The organism is Streptococcus oralis subsp. oralis (genome assembly GCF_002096455.1).
In the GTDB taxonomy this organism is placed as follows: Bacteria; Bacillota; Bacilli; order Lactobacillales; family Streptococcaceae; genus Streptococcus; species Streptococcus oralis_CY.
On the sequence record NZ_NCUL01000008.1, the window covers coordinates 794658 to 816676 of the forward strand.

23 protein-coding genes and 2 pseudogenes are annotated in these 22019 nt (G+C 39.3%); 11 read left to right on the top strand and 14 right to left on the bottom strand.

Annotated elements, in window-relative coordinates; all coding sequences use genetic code 11:
• Positions 1-3 precede the first annotated feature (3 nt).
• The 4 genes from B7720_RS08420 to B7720_RS08435 all read left to right on the top strand — a co-directional run bounded on the left by B7720_RS08420 (position 4) and on the right by B7720_RS08435 (position 2160).
• Positions 4-219, top strand: coding sequence for a DUF4649 family protein (locus B7720_RS08420; protein ID WP_000286093.1), 216 nt, complete (start codon positions 4-6; stop codon positions 217-219).
• Between the two features lie 82 nt (positions 220-301).
• Positions 302-943: a redox-sensing transcriptional repressor Rex gene (locus B7720_RS08425; RefSeq protein ID WP_000653412.1), complete on the top strand. Its 642-nt coding sequence runs from the start codon at positions 302-304 to the stop codon at positions 941-943.
• Positions 944-958: 15 nt separating this feature from the next.
• Positions 959-1648, top strand: a complete 690-nt coding sequence (locus tag B7720_RS08430; RefSeq protein ID WP_084857507.1) for a gamma-glutamyl-gamma-aminobutyrate hydrolase family protein — start codon at positions 959-961, stop codon at positions 1646-1648.
• 23 nt (positions 1649-1671) lie between these two features.
• The gene (locus B7720_RS08435; protein ID WP_084857509.1) at positions 1672-2160 is read left to right on the top strand and encodes a hypothetical protein; all 489 of its coding nucleotides are present in this window, start codon (positions 1672-1674) and stop codon (positions 2158-2160) included.
• 14 nt (positions 2161-2174) lie between these two features.
• Here B7720_RS08435 and radC read toward each other — a convergent pair whose 3' ends face one another.
• The 3 genes from radC to B7720_RS08450 form a co-directional block, all read right to left on the bottom strand.
• On the bottom strand, positions 2175-2855 hold the full coding sequence (radC, locus tag B7720_RS08440) for a RadC family protein (protein WP_084857511.1): 681 nt from the start codon (positions 2853-2855) through the stop codon (positions 2175-2177).
• 42 nt (positions 2856-2897) lie between these two features.
• Positions 2898-5189 (bottom strand): DNA helicase PcrA, encoded by a 2292-nt coding sequence (gene pcrA / locus B7720_RS08445; RefSeq protein WP_084857514.1) that lies wholly within the window; start codon positions 5187-5189, stop codon positions 2898-2900.
• A 182-nt stretch (positions 5190-5371) separates the two neighbouring features.
• Positions 5372-7042 carry a formate--tetrahydrofolate ligase gene (locus B7720_RS08450; protein WP_084857516.1) on the bottom strand — a complete coding sequence of 557 codons (1671 nt, stop codon included), beginning with the start codon at positions 7040-7042 and terminating at the stop codon, positions 5372-5374.
• Between the two features lie 228 nt (positions 7043-7270).
• Here B7720_RS08450 and coaB point away from each other — a divergent pair, with 228 nt between their 5' ends.
• The 3 genes from coaB to B7720_RS08465 are packed head-to-tail and all read left to right on the top strand — an operon-like array spanning position 7271 to position 9070.
• Complete coding sequence (gene coaB / locus B7720_RS08455) at positions 7271-7960, top strand: phosphopantothenate--cysteine ligase (RefSeq protein ID WP_084857518.1); 690 nt, start codon at positions 7271-7273, stop codon at positions 7958-7960.
• Between the two features lie 11 nt (positions 7961-7971).
• Positions 7972-8523 (top strand): phosphopantothenoylcysteine decarboxylase, encoded by a 552-nt coding sequence (gene coaC, locus B7720_RS08460; protein WP_044020699.1) that lies wholly within the window; start codon positions 7972-7974, stop codon positions 8521-8523.
• Entirely contained in the window at positions 8507-9070 is a 564-nt protein-coding gene (locus B7720_RS08465) for an ECF transporter S component (RefSeq protein WP_044020697.1), read from the top strand. The genes coaC and B7720_RS08465 overlap by 17 nt, the downstream gene beginning before the upstream one ends.
• Positions 9071-9106: 36 nt before the next feature.
• Here the strand turns inward: B7720_RS08465 and B7720_RS08470 are convergent, their stop codons facing one another.
• Positions 9107-9481, bottom strand: coding sequence for a hypothetical protein (locus tag B7720_RS08470; protein ID WP_084857520.1), 375 nt, complete (start codon positions 9479-9481; stop codon positions 9107-9109).
• Between the two features lie 135 nt (positions 9482-9616).
• Between B7720_RS08470 and B7720_RS08475 the strand changes: the two genes are divergently transcribed.
• A complete protein-coding gene (locus B7720_RS08475) occupies positions 9617-10144 on the top strand; it encodes an ECF transporter S component (RefSeq protein ID WP_000354644.1) in 528 nt (175 codons plus the stop codon).
• Positions 10145-10155: 11 nt separating this feature from the next.
• Positions 10156-10671: a transcription repressor NadR gene (locus B7720_RS08480; RefSeq protein ID WP_000159158.1), complete on the top strand. Its 516-nt coding sequence runs from the start codon at positions 10156-10158 to the stop codon at positions 10669-10671.
• Here B7720_RS08480 and B7720_RS08485 read toward each other — a convergent pair.
• From B7720_RS08485 to uvrB, 10 genes and pseudogenes are all read right to left on the bottom strand, one after another.
• Positions 10668-11135, bottom strand: coding sequence for an 8-oxo-dGTP diphosphatase (locus tag B7720_RS08485; protein ID WP_084857522.1), 468 nt, complete (start codon positions 11133-11135; stop codon positions 10668-10670). The genes B7720_RS08480 and B7720_RS08485 overlap by 4 nt on opposite strands.
• A gap of 23 nt (positions 11136-11158) precedes the next feature.
• A complete protein-coding gene (locus tag B7720_RS08490; RefSeq protein ID WP_001106842.1) occupies positions 11159-12619 on the bottom strand; it encodes a PIN-like domain-containing protein in 1461 nt (486 codons plus the stop codon).
• 16 nt (positions 12620-12635) lie between these two features.
• Positions 12636-13068 (bottom strand): annotated as a pseudogene (locus B7720_RS09920) (UvrB/UvrC motif-containing protein); the annotation flags it as partial.
• Positions 13057-13281: pseudogene (locus B7720_RS09735) on the bottom strand (NUDIX domain-containing protein); the annotation flags it as partial. The pseudogenes B7720_RS09920 and B7720_RS09735, both read right to left, overlap by 12 nt.
• Positions 13282-13304: 23 nt before the next feature.
• Positions 13305-13748, bottom strand: a complete 444-nt coding sequence (locus B7720_RS08500) for a hypothetical protein (protein ID WP_084857524.1) — start codon at positions 13746-13748, stop codon at positions 13305-13307.
• Positions 13726-14283, bottom strand: coding sequence for a hypothetical protein (locus tag B7720_RS08505; protein WP_000440206.1), 558 nt, complete (start codon positions 14281-14283; stop codon positions 13726-13728). The genes B7720_RS08500 and B7720_RS08505 overlap by 23 nt, the downstream gene beginning before the upstream one ends.
• A 495-nt stretch (positions 14284-14778) precedes the next feature.
• On the bottom strand, positions 14779-15282 hold the full coding sequence (locus B7720_RS08515) for a hypothetical protein (RefSeq protein WP_084857529.1): 504 nt from the start codon (positions 15280-15282) through the stop codon (positions 14779-14781).
• A 72-nt stretch (positions 15283-15354) separates the two neighbouring features.
• Positions 15355-16224, bottom strand: coding sequence for a hypothetical protein (locus B7720_RS08520; RefSeq protein WP_084857531.1), 870 nt, complete (start codon positions 16222-16224; stop codon positions 15355-15357).
• A 40-nt stretch (positions 16225-16264) separates the two neighbouring features.
• Complete coding sequence (locus B7720_RS08525) at positions 16265-16891, bottom strand: NAD(P)H-dependent oxidoreductase (protein WP_000699276.1); 627 nt, start codon at positions 16889-16891, stop codon at positions 16265-16267.
• 15 nt (positions 16892-16906) lie between these two features.
• The gene (gene uvrB / locus B7720_RS08530; RefSeq protein WP_084857534.1) at positions 16907-18895 is read right to left on the bottom strand and encodes an excinuclease ABC subunit UvrB; all 1989 of its coding nucleotides are present in this window, start codon (positions 18893-18895) and stop codon (positions 16907-16909) included.
• A gap of 180 nt (positions 18896-19075) precedes the next feature.
• Between uvrB and B7720_RS08535 the strand changes: the two genes are divergently transcribed.
• The gene (locus B7720_RS08535) at positions 19076-21241 is read left to right on the top strand and encodes an ABC transporter substrate-binding protein/permease (protein ID WP_084857537.1); all 2166 of its coding nucleotides are present in this window, start codon (positions 19076-19078) and stop codon (positions 21239-21241) included.
• A complete protein-coding gene (locus tag B7720_RS08540; RefSeq protein ID WP_001096337.1) occupies positions 21241-21981 on the top strand; it encodes an amino acid ABC transporter ATP-binding protein in 741 nt (246 codons plus the stop codon). The genes B7720_RS08535 and B7720_RS08540 overlap by 1 nt, the downstream gene beginning before the upstream one ends.
• Positions 21982-22019 lie beyond the last annotated feature (38 nt).

A 22019-nucleotide genomic window follows, 5' to 3' on the forward strand; every position in this document is an offset into this window, starting at 1 on the left:
ACTATGTATCGACTTACCTATCAAGATAACTATCACGTAGAACGTACACTTGAATATAAGGATTACGAAGAGCTTATGTTATCTCTATCAGGCTGTGTGACCCTACCTGATACTCTCCTAATCAGCTCCTTAACGCTGAATGATAAGGTGATTTATCAAGGATTGGTTGGCGATCTCTACCGTTTTCTATCACAAGCTCATTTTTCAGATAAAAACTAAGAAATTTCTTAGTTTTTTCTTGTTTTTGTTGATTTTTTCACAATGTTTCTATAAAATAGAAGAATAGAAAGGTTGTGATTTTGTGAAAGATAAACAGTCTGCTATTCCAAAAGCAACAGCAAAAAGACTCTCTCTTTACTACCGAATTTTCAAGCGATTTCATGCAGAAAAAATCGAACGTGCCAACTCCAAGCAAATTGCAGAGGCTATCGGTATCGATTCTGCGACCGTTCGTCGGGATTTTTCCTATTTTGGTGAACTAGGTCGTCGAGGTTTTGGTTACGATGTCAAAAAATTGATGAATTTTTTTGCTGATCTCCTAAATGATAACTCCATTACAAATGTTATGCTGGTTGGGATTGGAAATATGGGACATGCCCTTCTCCACTACCGCTTTCATGAGCGTAACAAGATGAAAATTATCATGGGCTTTGACCTAGATGACCATCCAGAAGTTGGAAGTCAGACACCTGATGGGATTCCAATCTATGGTATCTCACAGATTAAAGAAAAAATCAAAGAAGCAGATGTCAAAACTGCTATCCTAACAGTTCCAAGTGTTCAATCACAAGAAGTTGCCAATCTTTTGGTTGATGCTGGTATAAAAGGTATTCTCAGCTTTTCCCCTGTTCACCTTCACCTCCCAAAAGATGTGGTCGTTCAGTATGTTGATTTGACAAGTGAACTCCAAACCCTCCTCTATTTTATGCGTAAAGAGGATTAGAAAGCGAAAGCATTTATGAAAAAACCAGTTATTGGGATTACAGGAAATGAAAAAACTCATCCAGATGATGACATCATGATGAGCTATGCAGCGAAGGGATTTATTGAAGGAGTCAAGGACGCTGGCGGAATTCCAATCATCCTACCGATTGGTGATCAAGAAATGGCTGCCTATTACATCAGTATCATTGATAAGCTCATCCTAACGGGTGGGCAAAATGTTGATCCAAAATACTATGGTGAACCAAAGGCTATTGATAGTGATGACTACCACCTTCAAAGAGATATTTTTGAACTAGCACTTATCAAAGAAGCGATTAAGCAAAAGAAGCCAATTTTCTCTGTTTGTCGGGGTACTCAACTTTTCAATGTCGCCATGGGAGGCACGCTTCACCAAGATATTGAGGATCATTGGCAGGACTGTTCAGCCGAATACACTACCCAACGCCTCGTAACGGAACCTGATACGATTCTCCGAGAAATCTATGGAGAAATCTCTCACATCAACTCCTTCCACCACCAGAGCATTAAAGATCTAGCCTCAAATCTTAAGGTTGTAGCACATGATCCTAAAGATGGAATCATTGAGGCTGTGACAACTACGGACGGCTTTCCTTATCTTGGTGTCCAATGGCATCCAGAATTTCTCTTTGAAAATCGTCCCAAAGATAAAACGCTATTTGACTATGTTGTTAACGAACTCTAGGACTTATAAATAGGTTATTAATCATGAATGAAATTAAAATACCTTCTACTCATGAGATTTTGAGAGATATAGAAGCTAATGTTTTCATATCTTATAAGGAAAAGGAAGCTAATCTTTTCTTATCAAACAATGAAAAAGAAATAAGGGTTTGCTTTCATCTTTCTAATCTCTATAGACTTTTAACAGCGGAAAGTTACCAATCTTTTTCTAAGAATAAAGAGAATTTCGATAAACTATCTCAAAAAGAAAAAGAAAAACAGCTGAAAGAAATGTCTAAAAAGGCAAAACGATTTTGTAAAAAGGGAGATGCTAAACTAAAAAGTAAATTTCATTCAAGTCTTTACTTTTACAGAGATATTCTCATTCATAAAAAAAGATATTATAAAATCGAAGATTTCAATGCGATTATCAACTTTATCGTTCAAGAAAATTTACTTGTACCCACGATAAAACCTCTTCCTGTTATCAATATGGCAGAAGTAGATTCCTATGTTTTAAAAGTGATTGAGTAAGATCATGTGTAATCTTAAATCAGATCCGTCTTTTCACGGTAACTAAAGTAATCCGAGTGAGAGACAATTAGATGATCCAGAAACACAATTCCCATCAGTTCGCAGGCTTCCTTGACTAGTTTAGTGACATGATCATCATTTCGACTAGGAGATACTGCACCAGATGGATGATTGTGAACGAGAATCACTGAGGTAGCCATATGCTTGAGGGCATAGTGAAGAATTTCCCTCGGTTCAGCAATGCTGCGTGTCGCAGATCCGATAAAAATAGTTTGCTGATGGATGATTTGATTTTGAGTATTGAGATAGAGCGCCACTAGGTGCTCTTGTTTTTTGTCGCCCAGTTCCTGTTGCATTTTTTTAGCTAGCTTTTGACTGCTGAGAATACTTTCCATCTCAAGAGTTTCATGCTTGTGAATGCGATTCCCCAGTTCAATCACTGCTTGTAGTTCAATAGCTTTAATGCGTCCAATACCAGACAGACTCTGTAATTCCTGCAGGGTCATTTTTTTCAAATCAGTTAGACTGGTCAAACTGTTCAAGACTTTCTGGGCAATTTCAAAAACATTTGCCTGACGCGTTCCTGTTCTGAGCAAAATAGCTAACAACTCTTGATTGCTTAGAGCCTCTACTCCTTCTTTGACTAGTCTTTCTCTAGGCAAGAGTGAATCTTCTTGGAATGAAATACTGTACATAAAAATCCTCCTCACTTTATTATTCGTGAGGAGGATGAAAAATTAGATTTTTTTCTCAATTGGGGCAACGCTGGCTAGGAGTTTTTTCAGACCGACTTCTGGGAAATTGATTTTCAATTCCTGAGTATCACCGCTACCAGAGACTTCCAGAACAGTACCCTCTCCCCATTTCTTGTGAAGTGCAATATCTCCAATAGACCAGTTAGTATCGCTTGAATCTTTTTTATTTCCGGCTGTAAACTGTCCAAATGGGAGACTACTTGACTGGATAGAGCTTGGTGCAGCATTGCGTTTCCGTTCTTGAAGGGCCTGAGCTAAGCTCATACCTTGACCAAAAGCAATCCCACCACTGCTATAAGAAGCCTTAAAGCTAGTATTCGCTGGTCGAGCCAAGCCTTGATACTCAAGCAAGTCCGAACTGATTTCATTGATAAAACGAGTTGGACGATTGTAGTTGGTACGCCCAAAAAGCAAGCGTGAGTTAGCATTGGTCAGATAGAGGATTTTCTCCGCGCGCGTGATACCTACATAGGCCAAACGACGTTCCTCTTCCAGTTCATCCGGATCTTCTGCTGCACGGCTAAGGGGAAAGACATTTTCCTCCATCCCAATGATAAAGACAACTGGGAACTCAAGTCCCTTAGCTGCATGGAGGGTCATCAAGGTCACTTCTGATGTCTCCTGACTGCCTGTATCCGTATCTGCAATCAAGGCTAAGTCATTCAAGAAATGACTGAGTTTATCCAAACCTGTTTCTTCTTCTTGACTATCAGGATTGTCATCAAAGTTCTTGGTAACAGATAGGAACTCTTCGATATTTTCAACCCGCGCCTTGCTTTCCAAGGTTGCCTGAGCATTAAGAATATCGACATAACCTGTTTTTTCTAGAACAGCCTCCACCAGCTCGGTGATAGTTAATTGATCCAGTTTTTCTCGCAAATCCAAGATCATATTGGCAAAGTCCCAAATTGACTGTGCTGCTTTTCCTTTGATGCCAGACAACATAATATTAGCTGAAGCATCCAGCATAGACATCTCTTGCATATTCGCAAAATCACGGATTTTCTCAACGGTTCCTGGGCCAATTCCACGTTTTGGTTCGTTAATAATGCGCTCAAAACTGATATTGTCACTTAAATTAGCAATAAGATTAAGGTAGGCGATAATATCACGGATTTCCTTACGGCTGTAGAACTTGGTCCCTCCGACCATAGTATAAGGAATATTGGACTTAAGCAGTGCTTCCTCAATAGTACGGGATTGCGCATTAGTCCGATAAAGAACTGCAAAATCCTTGTGGAGGAAGTTTTGACTACGACCAAGTTCATCAATGGTTTTGGCTACAAAAACAGCCTCATCCTGTTCGTCATTTGCGCGATAATAAACGATTTGCTCCCCATCGGCATTCTGGGTCCAGAGATTCTTGGGGCGGCGATTTTGATTGTTTTTGATGACGTCATTGGCTGCTTGGAGAATGGTTTTGGTTGAACGGTAATTTTCCTCTAGCAAAACTACCTTGGCTTGAGGATAATCTTTCTCGAAATCCAAGATATTCTGCATATCAGCCCCACGCCAACCATAGATAGATTGGTCTGCATCACCGACCACGCAGATGTTTTTAAAGCGTGAAGCCAAGAGTTTGACCAATTGATACTGGGCATGGTTGGTATCTTGGTACTCATCAACATGAATGTACTGGAACTTCTGCTGATAGTAGGTCAAGACATCAGGATTCTGATCAAAGAGACGCAAAGTCAACATAATCAAATCATCAAAGTCAACGGACTCAGACTGACGAAGCTCTTTTTGATAGGCTGTGTAACACTGAGCTACGATTTGCGTATACATATCACCAGCCTGGGCAGCATATGCGACATCATCAATCAAGTCATTCTTAGCATTGGAAATGGTTCCCAAAATGGTCCGTTCATTCCATTTTTTCGGATCCAAGTTTAATTGCTTTAGAATGCGCTTCATAAGAGTTCGCTGTTCTCCTGGATCTACAATAGTGAAATTACGATTGTAGCTAATATGATCCGCATCGCGACGTAGGATACGAACACACATGGAGTGAAAGGTCGCAATCAGGCAGTCTTGGGTTGCTGGGTTGAGCCCATAGGCACGCTCCTTCATCTCACGCGCAGCCTTATTGGTAAAGGTAATGGCCAAGATATTCCAAGGATTGACCATTTTTTCATCAATCAAGTAGGCGATACGATGGGTTAAAACTCTAGTCTTCCCAGAACCAGCCCCCGCCATGATTAACAAGGGCCCTTCTGTCGTTTGCACCGCCTCAGCCTGACGGTCATTCATTCCATTCAATAATGCGTTCATTTTCTCTTCCTTACTCTTGAAGTCAATGTTTCTATTATATCAAAAATCAGGGAAAATATCTTTACCTAGACTGATTGCGTCTAGAAAGTAACTCTATTATCAGCTGAAGACAACTCCTTAAATCTAGATAAAAAAATGAGCTTGGAAAGATTTTCCAAACTCATTTAAAATAATCTATATCACTAGAACAAGCCTAAAACGGTTCCGTCACTTTCAACATCCATATTGAGAGCTGCAGGTCGTTTTGGAAGTCCTGGCATGGTCATGACATCACCAGTCAGGGCAACAATGAAGCCAGCTCCTAATTTTGGTACCAATTCACGAATGGTAATTTCAAAGTTTTCTGGCGCTCCAAGTGCATTTGGATTGTCTGAGAAACTGTATTGAGTTTTCGCCATACAGATTGGCAATTTATCCCAACCATTTTGAACGATTTGAGCGATTTGTGTTTGAGCTTTCTTCTCAAAGTTGACTTTTGTACCGCGATAGATTTCAGTAACAATCTTTTCGATCTTTTCTTGGACAGAAAGGTCGTTGTCATAAAGACGAGTATAGTTGGCTGGATTTTCAGAGATTGTCTTGACAAGTGTTTCGGCAAGTGCTACACCACCTTCTGCGCCATCAGCCCAGACACTAGCCAATTCTACTGGTACATCGATTGAGGCACAAAGTTCCTTCAAGGCTGCGATTTCAGCCTCTGTATCAGAAACAAATTCATTGATAGCTACAACTGCTGGAATACCGAACTTACGGATGTTCTCAACGTGGCGTTTCAAGTTAGCAAAACCTGCACGAACCGCTTCAACGTTTTCTTCTGTCAAAGCATCTTTGGCCACACCACCATTCATCTTAAGGGCACGGAGGGTTGCAACAATGACTACCGCATCTGGAGAAGTTGGCAAGTTTGGTGTCTTGATATCAAGGAATTTCTCAGCACCAAGGTCCGCACCAAAACCAGCTTCAGTAACTGTGTAGTCCGCTAAGTGAAGGGCTGTAGTCGTTGCCAAAACAGAGTTACATCCATGAGCGATATTGGCAAATGGACCACCATGTACAAAGGCAGGTGTACCGTAAATTGTCTGAACCAAGTTCGGTTTGATAGCATCTTTCAAAATCAATGCTAAAGCCCCCTCAACCTGTAAATCACCAACAGAAACTGGCGTACGATCGTAACGATAGCCGATAACGATATTCGCCAAACGACGTTTCAAGTCTTCAATATCCGTAGCCAAGCAAAGAATGGCCATGATTTCTGAAGCAACGGTAATATCAAAGTCATCCTCACGAGGAATACCATTTAGAGGACCACCAAGGCCAACAGTCACATGACGAAGGGCACGGTCATTCAAGTCCACAACACGTTTCCAAAGAATACGACGTTGGTCGATTCCCAGCTCATTTCCTTGGTGTAAGTGGTTGTCAATCAAGGCAGAAAGAGCGTTGTTAGCAGTTGTAATGGCATGCATATCCCCGGTAAAGTGAAGGTTGATGTCTTCCATTGGCAACACTTGGGCATAACCACCACCGGCTGCACCACCCTTAATCCCCATTACTGGGCCAAGAGACGGTTCGCGAATAGCAATCATGGTTTTCTTACCAATCTTGTTCAAGGCATCTGCCAGACCAATGGTAATAGTTGATTTCCCTTCACCTGCTGGTGTTGGATTGATGGCAGTAACCAAGATCAATTTCCCAACTGGATTGCTCTCAACTGCACGAATTTTATCAAAGCTGAGCTTAGCCTTATACTTCCCGTACAATTCCAAATCGTCGTAAGAAATACCAAGTTTCTCAACAACATCAACGATTGGTTTCAACTCAATACTCTGTGCGATTTCAATATCTGTTTTCATTCAAAACTCCTCTAACCTCTAATGTGATAATTCATTATAACACAAAACAAGATTTTTAACATCCATAAACTCTCTAAACGTTCGTAAATATCCTGAATTTCAAGATTTTTAGGGCTCTTTTAAAAATTTTATATGGCTTTATAGTTATAAACTATAGTGTAGCTTTGTTTTAGCAAAATTTTATCGCTTTCATTTTACTTACTGTTTATTTTTGTGTACAATAGTGCTATGAAAATTTTAGTCACGTCAGGCGGTACCAGTGAAGCTATCGATAGTGTCCGCTCTATTACTAACCATTCTACAGGTCGCTTGGGGAAAATCATCACGGAGACCTTGCTGGCGGCAGGGCATGAAGTTTGTTTGATAACAACAAAACGAGCTCTGAAGCCAGAAGCTCATCCCAACCTAAGCATTCGAGAAATTAATAATACCAACGACCTTCTAGTTGAGATGCAAAAACGTGTTCAAAATTATCAAGTCTTGATTCATTCTATGGCTGTATCTGACTACACACCTGTTTATATGACGGGGCTTGAGGAAGTTCAGGCTAGCTCCAATCTGGAAGAATTCTTAAACAAGCAGAATCATCAAGCGAAGATTTCTTCAACTGATGAGGTTCAGGTCTTATTCCTGAAAAAAACACCCAAAATCATCTCTTTGGTCAAAGAATGGAACCCTGCCATTCATCTGATTGGTTTCAAACTATTGGTTGATGTCTCTGAGGATTATCTCATTGAGATCGCACGAAAGAGTCTTATCAAGAACCAAGCAGACTTAATCATCGCAAATGACCTGACTCAAATTTCAGCAAATCAGCATCGCGCAATCTTTGTTGAGAATGATCATCTTCAAACCGTTCAAACCAAAGAGGAAATCGCAAACCTCCTCCTTGAAAAAATTCAAGCATACGATTTTTAGAAAGGAAAGCCATGGCAAATATTCTTATCGCAGTGACAGGTTCCATTGCCTCCTATAAATCAGCTGACCTAGTTAGTTCCTTGAAGAAACAGGGCCATCAGGTCACTGTCTTAATGACTGAGGCAGCGAGAGAGTTTATCCAACCGTTGACACTACAGGTCCTCTCTCAAAATCCTGTCCACCTTGATGTCATGAAGGAACCTGCTCCTGATCAAGTCAATCATATCGAACTAGGCAAAAGGACTGACCTTTTTATTGTTGTTCCTGCTACTGCTAATACCATTGCCAAACTAGCACACGGATTTGCTGACAACATGGTGACAAGCACAGCGCTTGCCCTGCCAAACCACGTCAAAAAGTTAGTCGCACCAGCCATGAATACAAAAATGTATGACCATCCGGCAACTCAGACTAATCTAAGAACATTAGAGACTTTTGGTTATCAAATCATCTCTCCAAAAGAATCTCTACTAGCCTGTGGCGATCACGGCAAAGGCGCCCTAGCTGACCTGAATACTATTTTAGAAAGAATAAAGGAAACCCTCGATGAACAAACGCTCTAACATTGCACCGATTGCTATCTTTTTTGCAGTTATGCTCGTTATCCACTTTTTGAGTTCTCTCCTATTTAACCTTTTCCCATTCCCGATTAAACCAACTATCGTTCATATTCCAGTCATTATTGCTAGTATCATCTATGGCCCTCGAGTTGGAGTTACACTTGGTTTTCTTATGGGACTATTGAGCTTAACGGTAAATACGATTACCATCCTTCCGACCAGCTACCTCTTCTCACCATTCGTACCGAACGGAAACATCTATTCTGCGATTATCGCTATTGTCCCTCGCGTTTTGATTGGTCTGACACCTTACTTGGTTTATAAATTATTAAAAAACAGAACAGGTCTCATCTTTGCTGGTGCTCTCGGTTCCCTTACCAACACCGTCTTTGTCCTTGGGGGAATCTTCTTCCTTTTTGGAAGTGTCTTTGATGGAAATATCCAAAAACTCCTGGCAACCGTTATTTCTACAAACTCAATTGCCGAGCTTGTCATCTCTGCCGTTCTAACAGTAGCAATTGTTCCCCGTCTCGAAACCTTGAAAAAATAAAAAATCAACTCCACTTTCATAATGAAAGTGGAGTTTTCATATTTTAAGCATGAGAATAATCAAAAGGATATGAACACCGAGTCTCACTACATGATGTGAAAGAGGAGTTGGTTCTTGGTTTCTCTGACTATCCAAGTATATACTTACCGACAATAAAATCAAACCAAAAGCAATCATCATATTGACAAAATGAACAATTTCTAACATGATTCCTATAACTTCCATATAGTAAAATCCTACTAAGGGATTTAAGACAAGTGAAAGAGCCAAAACACCTGCTAATAGAGAGAATAGCGAAAGGACCAATAAACTATAAACTAGGAAGCGAGTCCAACCTGAGACTACTTTCCCTTCTTTTTTCTGCTTTGACATCATCACGATTACCACGATTAGGTAAACAAAAAGTATCATCACAATTTCTCCTCAGTTCCTATTATTCTTTACCACATTTTAACCAAATTTTCCTGAAAAATCAATAATGCTTCTTGACTTGATTGGTGATTTATTGTACTATACTTGTGTATATACAGATAAATGGAGGTTCTTATGGATATACGGAAAAAAACGCAGTTTATGACCATGACTGCCCTACTCACTGCAATAGCGATTTTGATTCCAATCATTATGCCTTTTAAAATCGTTATCCCACCGGCTTCTTACACCTTGGGAAGTCATATCCCCATCTTTATCGCCATGTTTCTTTCGCCTTTGATGGCTGCTTTTGTGATTATTGCTTCTAGTCTTGGTTTTCTGATGGCAGGCTATCCGCCTGTTATTGTACTCCGTGCCTTCTCTCACATTGTTTTTGGTACTTTGGGGGCTTTGTACTTAAAGAAATTCCCTGAAACCTTGGATAAACCAAAGGCGTCTTGGATTTTTAACTTTGTTTTGGGTGTTGTTCATGCTATCGCTGAAGTAATAGCTTGTATCATCTTTTATGCTACTTCAGGGACAAATGTTGAAAATATGTTTTATGTTCTCTTTGTCCTAGTTGGTTTTGGCACAATCGTTCATAGTATGGTAGACTATACATTAGCACTAGCTGTCTATAAAGTGCTTCGAAAACGTCGCTAAAAGGAAAAACTATGACAAAGGATCGCAAACAAGCTCTTCTCAAACTGTTAAAAGAGGCGCCAAAAGCTCTCAATGGTCAAACCTTGGCTGAACACTTCCATGTTACGCGCCAAGTCATTGTACAGGACATCGCTATTCTCCGAGCAGATGGAGCTCCTATCCTATCCACCAATCGTGGCTATATCTACAAAGAAAATGATGCCAGCCCCTACGTCCACAAACTCTTTAAAGTGAAACATGAACTGGAAGAAATCGGTCAGGAACTACTAGCCATTGTAGATAACGGCGGACGCGTTCAAAATATCTTAATCGATCATCCCGTTTATGGCGAAATTGAAACCCTACTCAAACTCACTTGCCGCCGAGATGTCCAGCACTTTCTGGAACAAGTCGAGAATTCAGACTTTAGACCCCTTTCTGAATTGACAGACGGCATTCATTACCACCTTGTTGAAGCCGAGACACAACAAGACCTCCACTATATCGAGGAGGCCTTGGATCAGTTGGGTTATTTGGTAAAAGACTAGAAAATTTCTTTCTCCCAGCCGTCCTCTGTACGGTGGCGATAGAAGAACTCTGACTTGTCAGGTGCTTCCATCATTTCCATCAAAGGCAACATATCATAGGCCAGTTCCAAGTTTGGAATCTGGTCTTTTTGCACCCAACATACTTCTCCTTCTTCTGAAGATTGGAGATTTCCAGTAAACTCTGTCGCTTTATAGCAAACGACGATGTAGCGCCCACCTGTATCTAAGGGCCAGTTTTTAATGCCGACCAGTTGGGGATTTTGAATGGTCAAGCCAGTTTCTTCGTATATTTCACGAATGACAGACTCGGCAAAGGCCTCGCCATTCTCAACATGTCCTCCTGGAAAGGCATAGCCAGACCAGCGATTGTTTTCGAGTGAACGATACTGCATCACCACGCGCTGGGTTTCGAGGTCTTCAATCAGACAGATATTGGTTAAAATAGTTGCTTGGGCACGGGACATAGATTTGCTCGCTTTCTAAATATTTAAATATAGAAATCAATTATTTCTATATCATCAAAAGTGTCATAATCTAAGTCATAAATAAATGATATCTCAAAAGTACCATCTATTTCCGATGACTCATATTCAAATTCTGGATCTTCAGGTTCTTCGTAGAAAGGATTCTTGGTAACAATATTAAAGTCTATATTCACATCAATGCTTGCTATACACTTAATTTCATAAAAGTCATCTTCAAACGTGTATTTTTCAATCTCCACTTCTGTAATAGTTACGTATTCAAATTCTCCCCAACCTAAATCACCATACTTATTTTCAAAATCCATGTTTGGAAGTTCTGTTTTTAAGTATTCCTCTATTACATCACTAATTTCATAATCATTTTCTACAATTTTTAATAATTCAGAAATATCTGTGACTTTTCGCCTTTTAATTACGGAGGGTCTATTGTTTACTGATTGAGAAGATGCTCTCACAAAAGGTTTTACTACATCGTCGTTATTTAAAGAAGTAGATACTATTTTAGCAAAATCGAGTAATGTATCACTAATAGATTTAAATACTCGAGATGGTACTTCCTCTTGTGAGAAGTGTTTCATGAATTCCAGTTCATCCATTAAATAAAAATCTGCCCCAGTCTCATTTTTCATTTCCTCTATAAGTTCAATTCTTGGACCGATAATCTGATATTTCTCCTTACCATTTCCATCTTTTCCAACACAAACTTTATGGTTTAAATCGGTTTTACTATCCCGTTTACCATCAGAGGTCACAAAAATTACATTTTTGATTTTATCTTCCTTTGCTTTGATAATTATATCCTTCCAAATAATTAAATCTCCAAACTTCTGTTGGTACTTTATACCATTATAACTTCTTGATAATTTTTTATTAGCATCATTAAAACCAGGTGGTATCTCATTTTTATATCTTTCATCTCCTTCCTTTTCAATATTTATAATCGTATTTTGTTCATATCGCTCTCCTGTTTTACTTTGTATAATTTCAACCAATGCATTAAAAATATTAGTTTGGTTCTTACTTATTGAGGAAATCTTCTCAACTAATTTATTTTCTATATCAAGTTCTTTTGAGTTCAGTAAATCTGACAAATAAGTGATCAATTCTTTATTATCTTTATCATTTCTATACGAAAGACCTGAAAATAGTGTTTTTGCTGCTTCCGACTTCACTTTATTCCAATTCTTGCTAAAATTATTTTTAAATTTTGTTACGTTGACTTCATTTAATAATAACGCTTCAGATTTATGAAAGTGAAATTCTAAAGCTACAAGATATGGAATATAAATTTTATCTTGAATACTTTGAATTATCTCAAAATATTCTTTTGATGCTTCTGGTGTAAATCTAAATACATTAAGCAATGAGTTGGTATCAAACACAATAATTGTATTCTCACTTGTCATATTTTCTTTATTAAATGGTTCTCTGTAAAAACCATAAAATTCTTCTTTATAGTTCATCTTTTTCCTTTCTTTCCTACCCCAACGTTCTCACTTTGAGCATCATATCACGGATCTGAGCTGCTAGTTCAAAGTCAAGTACTTCGACGGCTTCTTGCATTTGTTTTTCGAGTTTTTTGACGAGTTCTTTGCGTTCTTGTTTATTGAGGCTATTGATATCGACTTCCTTGTCCTCTTCCTTGGCAACTGCCTTGGTTACAGCGATTAGATCACGGATTTCTTTTGAATTTTCCGACGGCGGACCGTTTCATCGATGGCACTTTGCATAGACTGAGTCATCGTGTCCGCATTCATGATAACATGTCCTTCGCTATTACGGGCCGCACGACCAATGGTCTGGATGAGACCGCGTTCGTTACGAAGGAAACTTTCCTTGTCAGCATCTAGAATAGCACCAATCTCACTTCGGGAACGTCAATCCCTTCACGGAGCAGGTTAATACCGACCAGTTGGGGATTCTGAATCGTTAGACCAGTTTCTTCATAAATCTCACGAATGACAGACTCAGCAAAGGCCTCGCCATTCTCAACATGTCCTCCTGGAAAGGCATAGCCAGACCAGCGATTGTTTTCGAGTGAACGATACTGCATCACCACGCGCTGGGTTTCGAGGTCTTCAATCAGACAGATATTGGTTAAAATAGTTGCTTGGGCACGGGACATAGATTTGCTCGCTTTCTAAGTTATTAAAATGTATCTTCGTTGTATTTTACTTCTGACTTCATGATAAAGGGATTGATCAATTCATGATGGTCATAAGTACTACGGGCCAAAAAACCTCTAGCAATGATGATTCCCTTATCTTCTATGCGATAGTCTATATTGATAGGGACGGCTGGATCCGAGATGACTGATAAAACAAAGAATGCTGCAAACCAAAGATAAAGTGCCACTAATCCACTAAATAATTGAAAAATAAGGTGATACCATTGAAAATCTCTTGTTCTATAAAAGATTCTCCATGGATAGATTAAGAAGGTCAAACAAAGAATGAAAAACCAACTATTCCACAAAATCGGCGTAAAAGATAGTCCAAAAACCAGCAACACCAAATGAAGAACCACAAAGGTCAGCAAAGCCAAATAAAGTGTCCTAAACGAAATTAACTTAGTTAGATTTTCTTTTGTCATGATTATTCCTCTTTTTGTCCTTATATTTCAAAATGACCATTAATATCGCTGGAATGATGAAAAAGATCAGATAGGTAGCAATTGGAAGCCAGATGTAGTGATAATCGATAGATAATAGGGAAGGAATTTTTTTAACATTTCTCCCTTTCACCCCAACAAGTAAGTGGAGGAGAAAAATAGGTCCGTTTATGAATAGAAAAGTTTTTAAAAATCCTTGTACTGAAGCCTTATTGCTAAAACCATCTCTAAAAATACCTTGATAGAATGTGTGCACCAAAAAGACAAAATTCATAATAATTGGCAAGAGATAGGACATTTCTTGATATGATTTCGGGATAAGTGACGTCCCGAACAATACATACATGATACCAAAAATAGATAATAATATTATACCACCATCCATAAAAGAAGCAATCTTTGAATGTCTTTCCTGCCACAATTGGACGTGAGCTATCAAAGAATACTTTTTATGGATTTTTCTCATTTGTCTGTTCTGTTGTTTGATCTTCTTTTGTCTCTTAGTCTTTCGTTCCATTTACGCCTCCTTCTGCTCTTTTCTATCCGTATAATCAAAAGCAAAATGCCCAGCCCCAAGAAAAAGAAAAAGAGATAACTTACAATAGGGACCCAGACATATGCTGGATCCATAGAAATTATGGGAGGGAAATTCGTTGACTTACGACGTCCTAGCCAATTCAGACCTACCAAGAGATGAAAGGGAAAAAGAAGACCATTAAACCCAATAAATCCCCATGAAAAGTAACGCCATTTCTGAAGTTTATCACTACTAAAACGAAAGACAAGGAAATAGGTTGATACGATCAGAAGGATAAGATTGAAGCTTAAGGGGGAAAGATAGTTTATGTTCGGTAATAGGTAACTAATGTAAGAGGCGGCAAGAAATGATACAAACATAGATCCAAATAATACACTCGTATCCAAAAGTTGACCAATCCTTCTGTGCCTTTCCATCCAAAGAAAAATCCTCTTAGTCCAAGAAGACTTTTCTTTTGTCTTGTACTTCATTTGTCTACTCATCTTCATTTTCATCTACTCCTTTTTTTGAACCTTTAGAGAGAAAGAAGATTGCTAAAGTTAACATCAAGACTAGAAGGTAGATGACAATAGGAAACCAGATATAGGATGACTCCAGTGAAAACAAAGGCGAGAGAACGATTCTTCCTCTTTTTCTCACACCAATCAGTTGAAAAATGAAGCTAAGGATATTGATATAAATAAAGGGTTCACAAAATCTTTTAAGGGTCCTTTCTTTTTCAGTTTTCACTGACAAAAAGAGAGCATAGAACCTATTACCCAAGATAAAAAGATTCAATTGCAAGGGAAATAAGAGTTCTCTGTACCGAAAATCAGCTGGAATGCTTTTGTTCTGTGATGTTGTAAATTCTATAACTAGGAACAAGATGATATAAAAGACAATATCAAGCATAAATTTGACAAATCGATGCCCTTGTAACCAAAAACGAACAGAATCTAAGCCTGATGACTTCTTATAATTCTTCTCTTTCAAATTCATAATAACTTCCCTCTATTTAAAATATAATCTAAAACGTATAGGTGGTATAGGTTCAAAGCTAAATTTTAAGATTTAAAATTTCTTAGTTCTGTTCTCTTCGTAACTTATCAGTTTATGATTTTTAATCTTTAAAGAAACACCACTACCTGAACGATATCCTTTAGCACCATAGTAATAAGAAACCTCATAAAAGGCATCTGGCAACTCAGCATTATCTATCCCATTTGAAATAAATCCTGTCAGTCCGCCTTCACCATCAAAATAATCTTTCTCACCCTCTTCTAAAACAGTGTCTTTATATCTAACACTTCCTTTAATAATTCCTTTTTCCAAAAATTCATCAATAGGGAGGTCATATAAACCTTGAAAAGCTTTCCCTTCCTTATGGTTCTTTTCGATGAGAGCATAATAGTCTTGGATATTGTCAGATTCAGTATCGACACTCCAGTAACTACTTACGAATTCCAAATTGGGATTTTCATATTGCTTGAAAAAACTCTCTACCTTTTCTTTGTTAGAAACACTGACAGGATTCTGGTTGAGTAGCTGATCTGCTATATGTGAAAATTGATGTAACATCGTTTCAATAGTTCCATCGTATGCCAGTGCTTCATACGTTTTTCTAGAAGTACTGGAAGATTTAGGATCAAATATCAAACTATCACTGACAGTGACTTTCCTACCATTAACTTCTTCACTATAATCGTATTCAATTTCATACTCTACAGAAGGCCATCTGTATCTAGAATATTTAGTAACCTTTACATCTCCTTCAAAACCATATAACTTTAAGGTGCTTCTTGTTACACTCTCAATTTCAGATTTAGATGGTCCTGAAAAAGTAGTATGAAAGGTAACTAATAAAATGACTACAAAACTCAGAAAACAGGCTGAGAGGATAATTGCGATAAAACTGAAATTCAACACTAACGCTTTTTTCATTACTACATTCTCCTAGATAAACATATTAAAATTTATTTCACTAATCCAAAGCCTTGACTTCCTCAGCTACTTTTTGTAGATATTTTTGTCTTGTAGAATTTGTATTCACCTCACGCCCTAATTCACCCAAAATTGAAACTTTCTTTGTTTTGATACCGCAGTGATTTAGGACAGCATTCTTTAATACTGATATTCCATAACTGTCTGGGATATTGATAGGACCTGAAAATACTTTGTACCACCATGTTGGTGCCATGGATGTTGCGTAAATACTAGCTGTTTTTCCTTTTAGTAACTTTTTAAACTGCTGACCCCTTAAGTAGTTTAAAATAAAACTTCCTTGATTATTGGCAGAGTACGCAATTCCTGGCGTGAAAACACGATCGATCCAACCCTTCAATAAACTAGGCATACTACTCCACCAAATTGGATAAACAAAAATGAAATGATCTGCCCACTGAATTAATTCCTGAGAGCGAAGTATGAAGGGGTCCTCTTCCATCCGTTTTCGATAACCATAACGTAATACAGGATCAAAATCTATCTCATTTAGGTTAATAGATTCAAACTCATGATGATTTGAGTCAATATTTTTTACAATCGTTTGAAAAATTTCTTGACAGAAACTTCCCTTGTCAGGATGTCCATTGATCACTAAAATTTTCATTCGTTTTCTCCTTCACTACCCCAACGCCTTGACTTCCAACATCATATCGCGTATCTGAGCTGCCAGTTCAAAGTCAAGCACTTCGACGGCTTCTTGCATTTGTTTTTCCAGTTTCTTGACGAGTTCTTTGCGTTCTTGTTTGTTGAGGCTATTGATATCGACTTCCTTGTCCTCTTCCTTAGAAACTGCCTTGGTCACAGCAATCAGGTCACGGATTTCTTTCTTAATGGTTTGAGGTACGATACCATGCTCTTCATTATAAGCCATCTGGATTTTCCGACGGCGAGCCGTTTCATCGATGGCACGTTGCATAGACTGAGTCATCGTGTCCGCATACATGATTACATGCCCTTCGCTATTACGGGCAGCACGGCCAATGGTCTGGATGAGGCCACGTTCGTTACGAAGGAAACCTTCCTTGTCAGCATCTAGAATAGCAACCAAGCTTACCTCAGGAACGTCAATCCCTTCGCGGAGCAGGTTGATTCCGACCAAAACATCAAAAACACCCAAACGTAGGTCACGGATAATCTCCGTCCGCTCCAAGGTCTTAATGTCCGAGTGCATGTACTTAACCTTGATGCCCATTTCCTTGAAGTAGTCGGTTAAGTCTTCAGCCATTTTCTTAGTCAAAGTGGTGATAAAGGTCCGTTCATTCTTTTCAACACGGGCATTGATTTCACCTAGGAGGTCATCAATCTGTCCCATAGTTGGACGAACTTCCACTTCAGGATCTAGAAGTCCTGTCGGACGAATGATTTGCTCAATCACTGTCTCGGTCTGTTCATTTTCATAGTCACCTGGTGTCGCTGAAACATATACAATCTGATGAACGTGACTCTCAAACTCCTCACGACGGAGAGGGCGATTGTCCAAGGCAGACGGCAAACGGAAACCATAATTAACTAGCATTTCCTTACGAGAACGGTCTCCATTATACATGCCCTTGATTTGCCCCATGGTCATGTGACTTTCATCAATCATGATCAAGAAATCATCTGGGAAAAAGTCGAGAAGCGTATAAGGAGGCTCTCCTTCACTACGACCATCCATGTGACGAGAGTAGTTCTCAACCCCATTTGTATAACCCATCTCACGTAACATCTCAATATCATACTCTGTCCGCTGTTTCAAACGCTGGGCTTCTAGTAGCTTGCCTTCCTTCTCAAAGACAGCTAACTGCTCCTCCAACTCTGCTTGAATCTTGGCAATAGCAACCTCCATGTGGTCATCATTGGTCACAAAGTGAGTGGCTGGGAAAATCGCCAAATGATCCACTTCTCCCAATACCTGACCTGTCAAAGCCTCAACTTCACGGATACGGTCAATCTCATCCCCGAAAAACTCTACTCGAAAAGCGTGTTCATCACGGGAAGCTGGGAAAATCTCCACCACATCCCCACGAACACGAAATCTTCCCCGTTGGAAATCAATATCATTGCGTTCAAACTGAATATCAACCAAGTCATTCAAGAGTTTATCACGAGAAATCTCCAGACCTGGACGAAGACTAACAACACTATCAGAATATTCCTTGGGCGAACCCAAACCATAGATACAAGAGACAGAAGCTACGACGATGACATCGTTACGCTCCAGAAGAGCTGAAGTCGCTGAGTGTCGAAGCTTGTCAATCTCATCATTGACCGAGCTATCCTTCTCAATATAGGTATCGCTCGAAGGGACATAGGCCTCTGGTTGATAATAATCATAGTAGGATACGAAGTACTCGACTGCATTTTCAGGGAAAAATTCCTTGAACTCTCCATAGAGCTGCCCAGCTAGCGTTTTGTTATGGGCAATGACCAAAGTTGGTTTATTAACTTTGGAAATGACCTGACTCATGGTATAGGTCTTCCCTGTACCCGTCGCCCCCATCAAAATTTGGGCCTTCTCTCCACCTTCGATATTGTCAACCAACTGCTCAATCGCTTGGGGTTGATCTCCTGAAGGTTGGTATTTTGATACTAGTTTAAATTTATTATCTGTAATTCTATTAATCATGATTGCCTCATCTGCATTTTTCTATCCTTCTATTTTACCATAAATTTACTTTTCAGACTCTACTCTAGGTTGATAAGAGTGAGTATTTCATGTTACATTTCCTTACATAAAATCCATAAAATTTGCCTTTTCATTCATTTTCTGATATAATGGGAAAATATTCGGAAAAGGAGACTAAAAATGAAGAAAAAAATACTAGCATGTTTGCTCATTTTATTTCCCATTTTCTCACTAGGTATGGCAAAAGCTGATACTGTTAAGATTGTGTCTGATACAGCTTACGCACCTTTTGAGTTTAAAGATTCAGATCAAACCTATAAAGGGATTGATGTTGATATTATCAATAAAGTCGCAGAAATCAAAGGATGGAACATCCAAATGTCTTATCCTGGCTTTGATGCAGCTGTAAATGCGGTGCAGTCAGGTCAAGCAGATGCTATTATGGCAGGTATGACAAAAACAAAAGAACGCGAAAATGTCTTTACCATGTCTGATACCTATTATGATACAAAAGTTGTCATTGCTACGACAAAGGCAAATAAAATCACCAAATATGAGGAACTTAGCGGAAAAACGGTTGGGGTTAAGAACGGAACTGCCGCTCAACGTTTCCTCGAAAGTATCAAAGATAAATACGGTTTCTCTATTAAAACCTTTGATACTGGTGATTTGATGAATAACAGTCTAAGTGCTGGTGCTGTGAACGCCATCATGGATGATAAACCTGTTATTGAGTATGCGATTAACCAAGGACAAGATCTCAGCATCAATATGGATGGTGAGGCTGTTGGAAGTTTTGCTTTTGGTGTCAAAAAAGGGAGCAAGTATGAACACTTGGTTAGCGAGTTTAACGAAGCCCTAGCCCAAATGAAGAAAGATGGTAGCTTGGAGCAAATCATCCAAAAATGGACAGCTTCTACAACTACGGCAACCCCAACGACAACTACTGCTGCTGGACAAAAAGCTACACCAGTGAAAAGCAAGTACATTATTGCCAGCGACTCATCTTTCGCCCCATTCGTTTTTCAAAATTCAAGTAATCAATACACCGGTATTGATATGGACCTTATCAAGGCCATTGCCAAAGATCAAGGTTTTGAAATTGAAATTACCAACCCAGGATTTGACGCAGCCATTAGTGCTGTTCAAGCAGGACAAGCAGATGGTATCATTGCTGGCATGTCTGTAACAGATGCCCGTAAGGAAACCTTCGACTTCTCAGAATCCTACTACACAGCAAATACGATTCTCGGCGTGAAAGAATCAAGCACCATCGCTTCTTATGAGGACCTCAAGGATAAAACTGTCGGTGTTAAAAACGGAACCGCTTCTCAAACCTTCCTTACTGAGAATCAAAACAAATACGGCTATAAGATTAAAACCTTTGCAGATGGCGCATCAATGTATGACAGTCTGAATACTGGATCTATCGATGCCGTGATGGATGATGAGCCAGTTCTCAAATATTCTATCAGCCAAGGTCAAAAATTGAAAACGCCAATCGCTGGAACTCCAATCGGAGAAACAGCCTTTGCGGTTAAAAAAGGAACAAACCCAGAATTGATCCAGATGTTCAATAATGGACTTGCGAACCTCAAAGCTAACGGAGAATTCCAAAAGATTCTTGACAAGTATTTAGCTAGCGAAACTTCAACTGACTCTACAAGTACGGTTGACGAAACAACTATCTGGGGCTTGCTTCAAAATAACTACAAACAACTTCTTAGTGGACTTGGAATCACTCTTGCTCTAGCGCTTATTTCATTTGCAATTGCCATTGTCATTGGTATTATCTTCGGTATGTTTAGCGTTAGCCCATACAAATCACTTCGTCTGATCTCTGAGATTTTCGTTGACGTTATCCGTGGTATCCCATTGATGATTCTTGCAGCCTTCATCTTCTGGGGTATTCCAAACTTCATCGAGTCCATTACAGGCCAACAAAGTCCAATCAATGACTTTGTAGCTGGTACTATCGCCCTCTCACTCAATGCGGCAGCTTATATCGCTGAAATCGTTCGTGGTGGGATTCAAGCTGTTCCAGTTGGGCAAATGGAAGCCAGTCGCAGTCTTGGTATCTCTTATGGAAAAACCATGCGTAAGATAATCTTGCCACAAGCGACTAAATTGATGTTGCCAAACTTTGTCAACCAATTCGTTATCGCTCTTAAAGATACAACCATCGTCTCTGCTATCGGTTTGGTGGAACTCTTCCAAACTGGTAAGATCATCATCGCCCGTAACTACCAAAGTTTCAAGATGTATGCAATCCTTGCTATCTTCTATCTTGTAATTATCACGCTTTTGACTAGACTAGCGAAACGCTTAGAAAAGAGGATTCGTTAATGGCAAAACTAAAAATTGATGTAAATGATTTGCATAAGTACTATGGAAAAAACGAAGTTTTAAAAGGTATTACTACTAAGTTTTATGAAGGAGATGTTGTTTGTATCATCGGTCCTTCCGGTTCTGGTAAATCCACATTCCTCCGTAGCCTTAACCTCCTCGAAGAGGTAACGAGTGGCCACATCACAGTAAATGGTTATGATCTGACTGAAAAATCAACCAATGTCGACCATGTTCGTGAAAACGTGGGAATGGTCTTCCAACATTTCAACCTCTTCCCTCACATGTCCGTCCTAGAAAATATCACTTTTGCTCCTATTGAACACAAACGGATGACCAAAGAAGAAGCTGAAAAATTGGGGATGGAGTTGCTTGAAAAGGTTGGACTAGCAGATAAAGCTAATGCCAACCCAGATAGCCTTTCAGGTGGTCAGAAACAGCGTGTAGCTATCGCTCGTGGACTTGCCATGAATCCTGATATCATGCTCTTTGATGAGCCAACTTCCGCTCTTGACCCTGAGATGGTCGGAGATGTACTAAACGTTATGAAGGAATTGGCGGAACAAGGCATGACCATGATTATCGTAACCCATGAGATGGGATTTGCTCGTCAGGTAGCCAACCGTGTTATCTTTACGGCTGATGGTGAATTCCTGGAAGATGGAACTCCAGATCAAATTTTTGACAACCCGCAACACCCTCGTCTAAAAGAGTTCTTGGACAAGGTCTTAAATGTATAAAACAAAACTGTAAGGTTCTCCTTACAGTTTTTTAATTG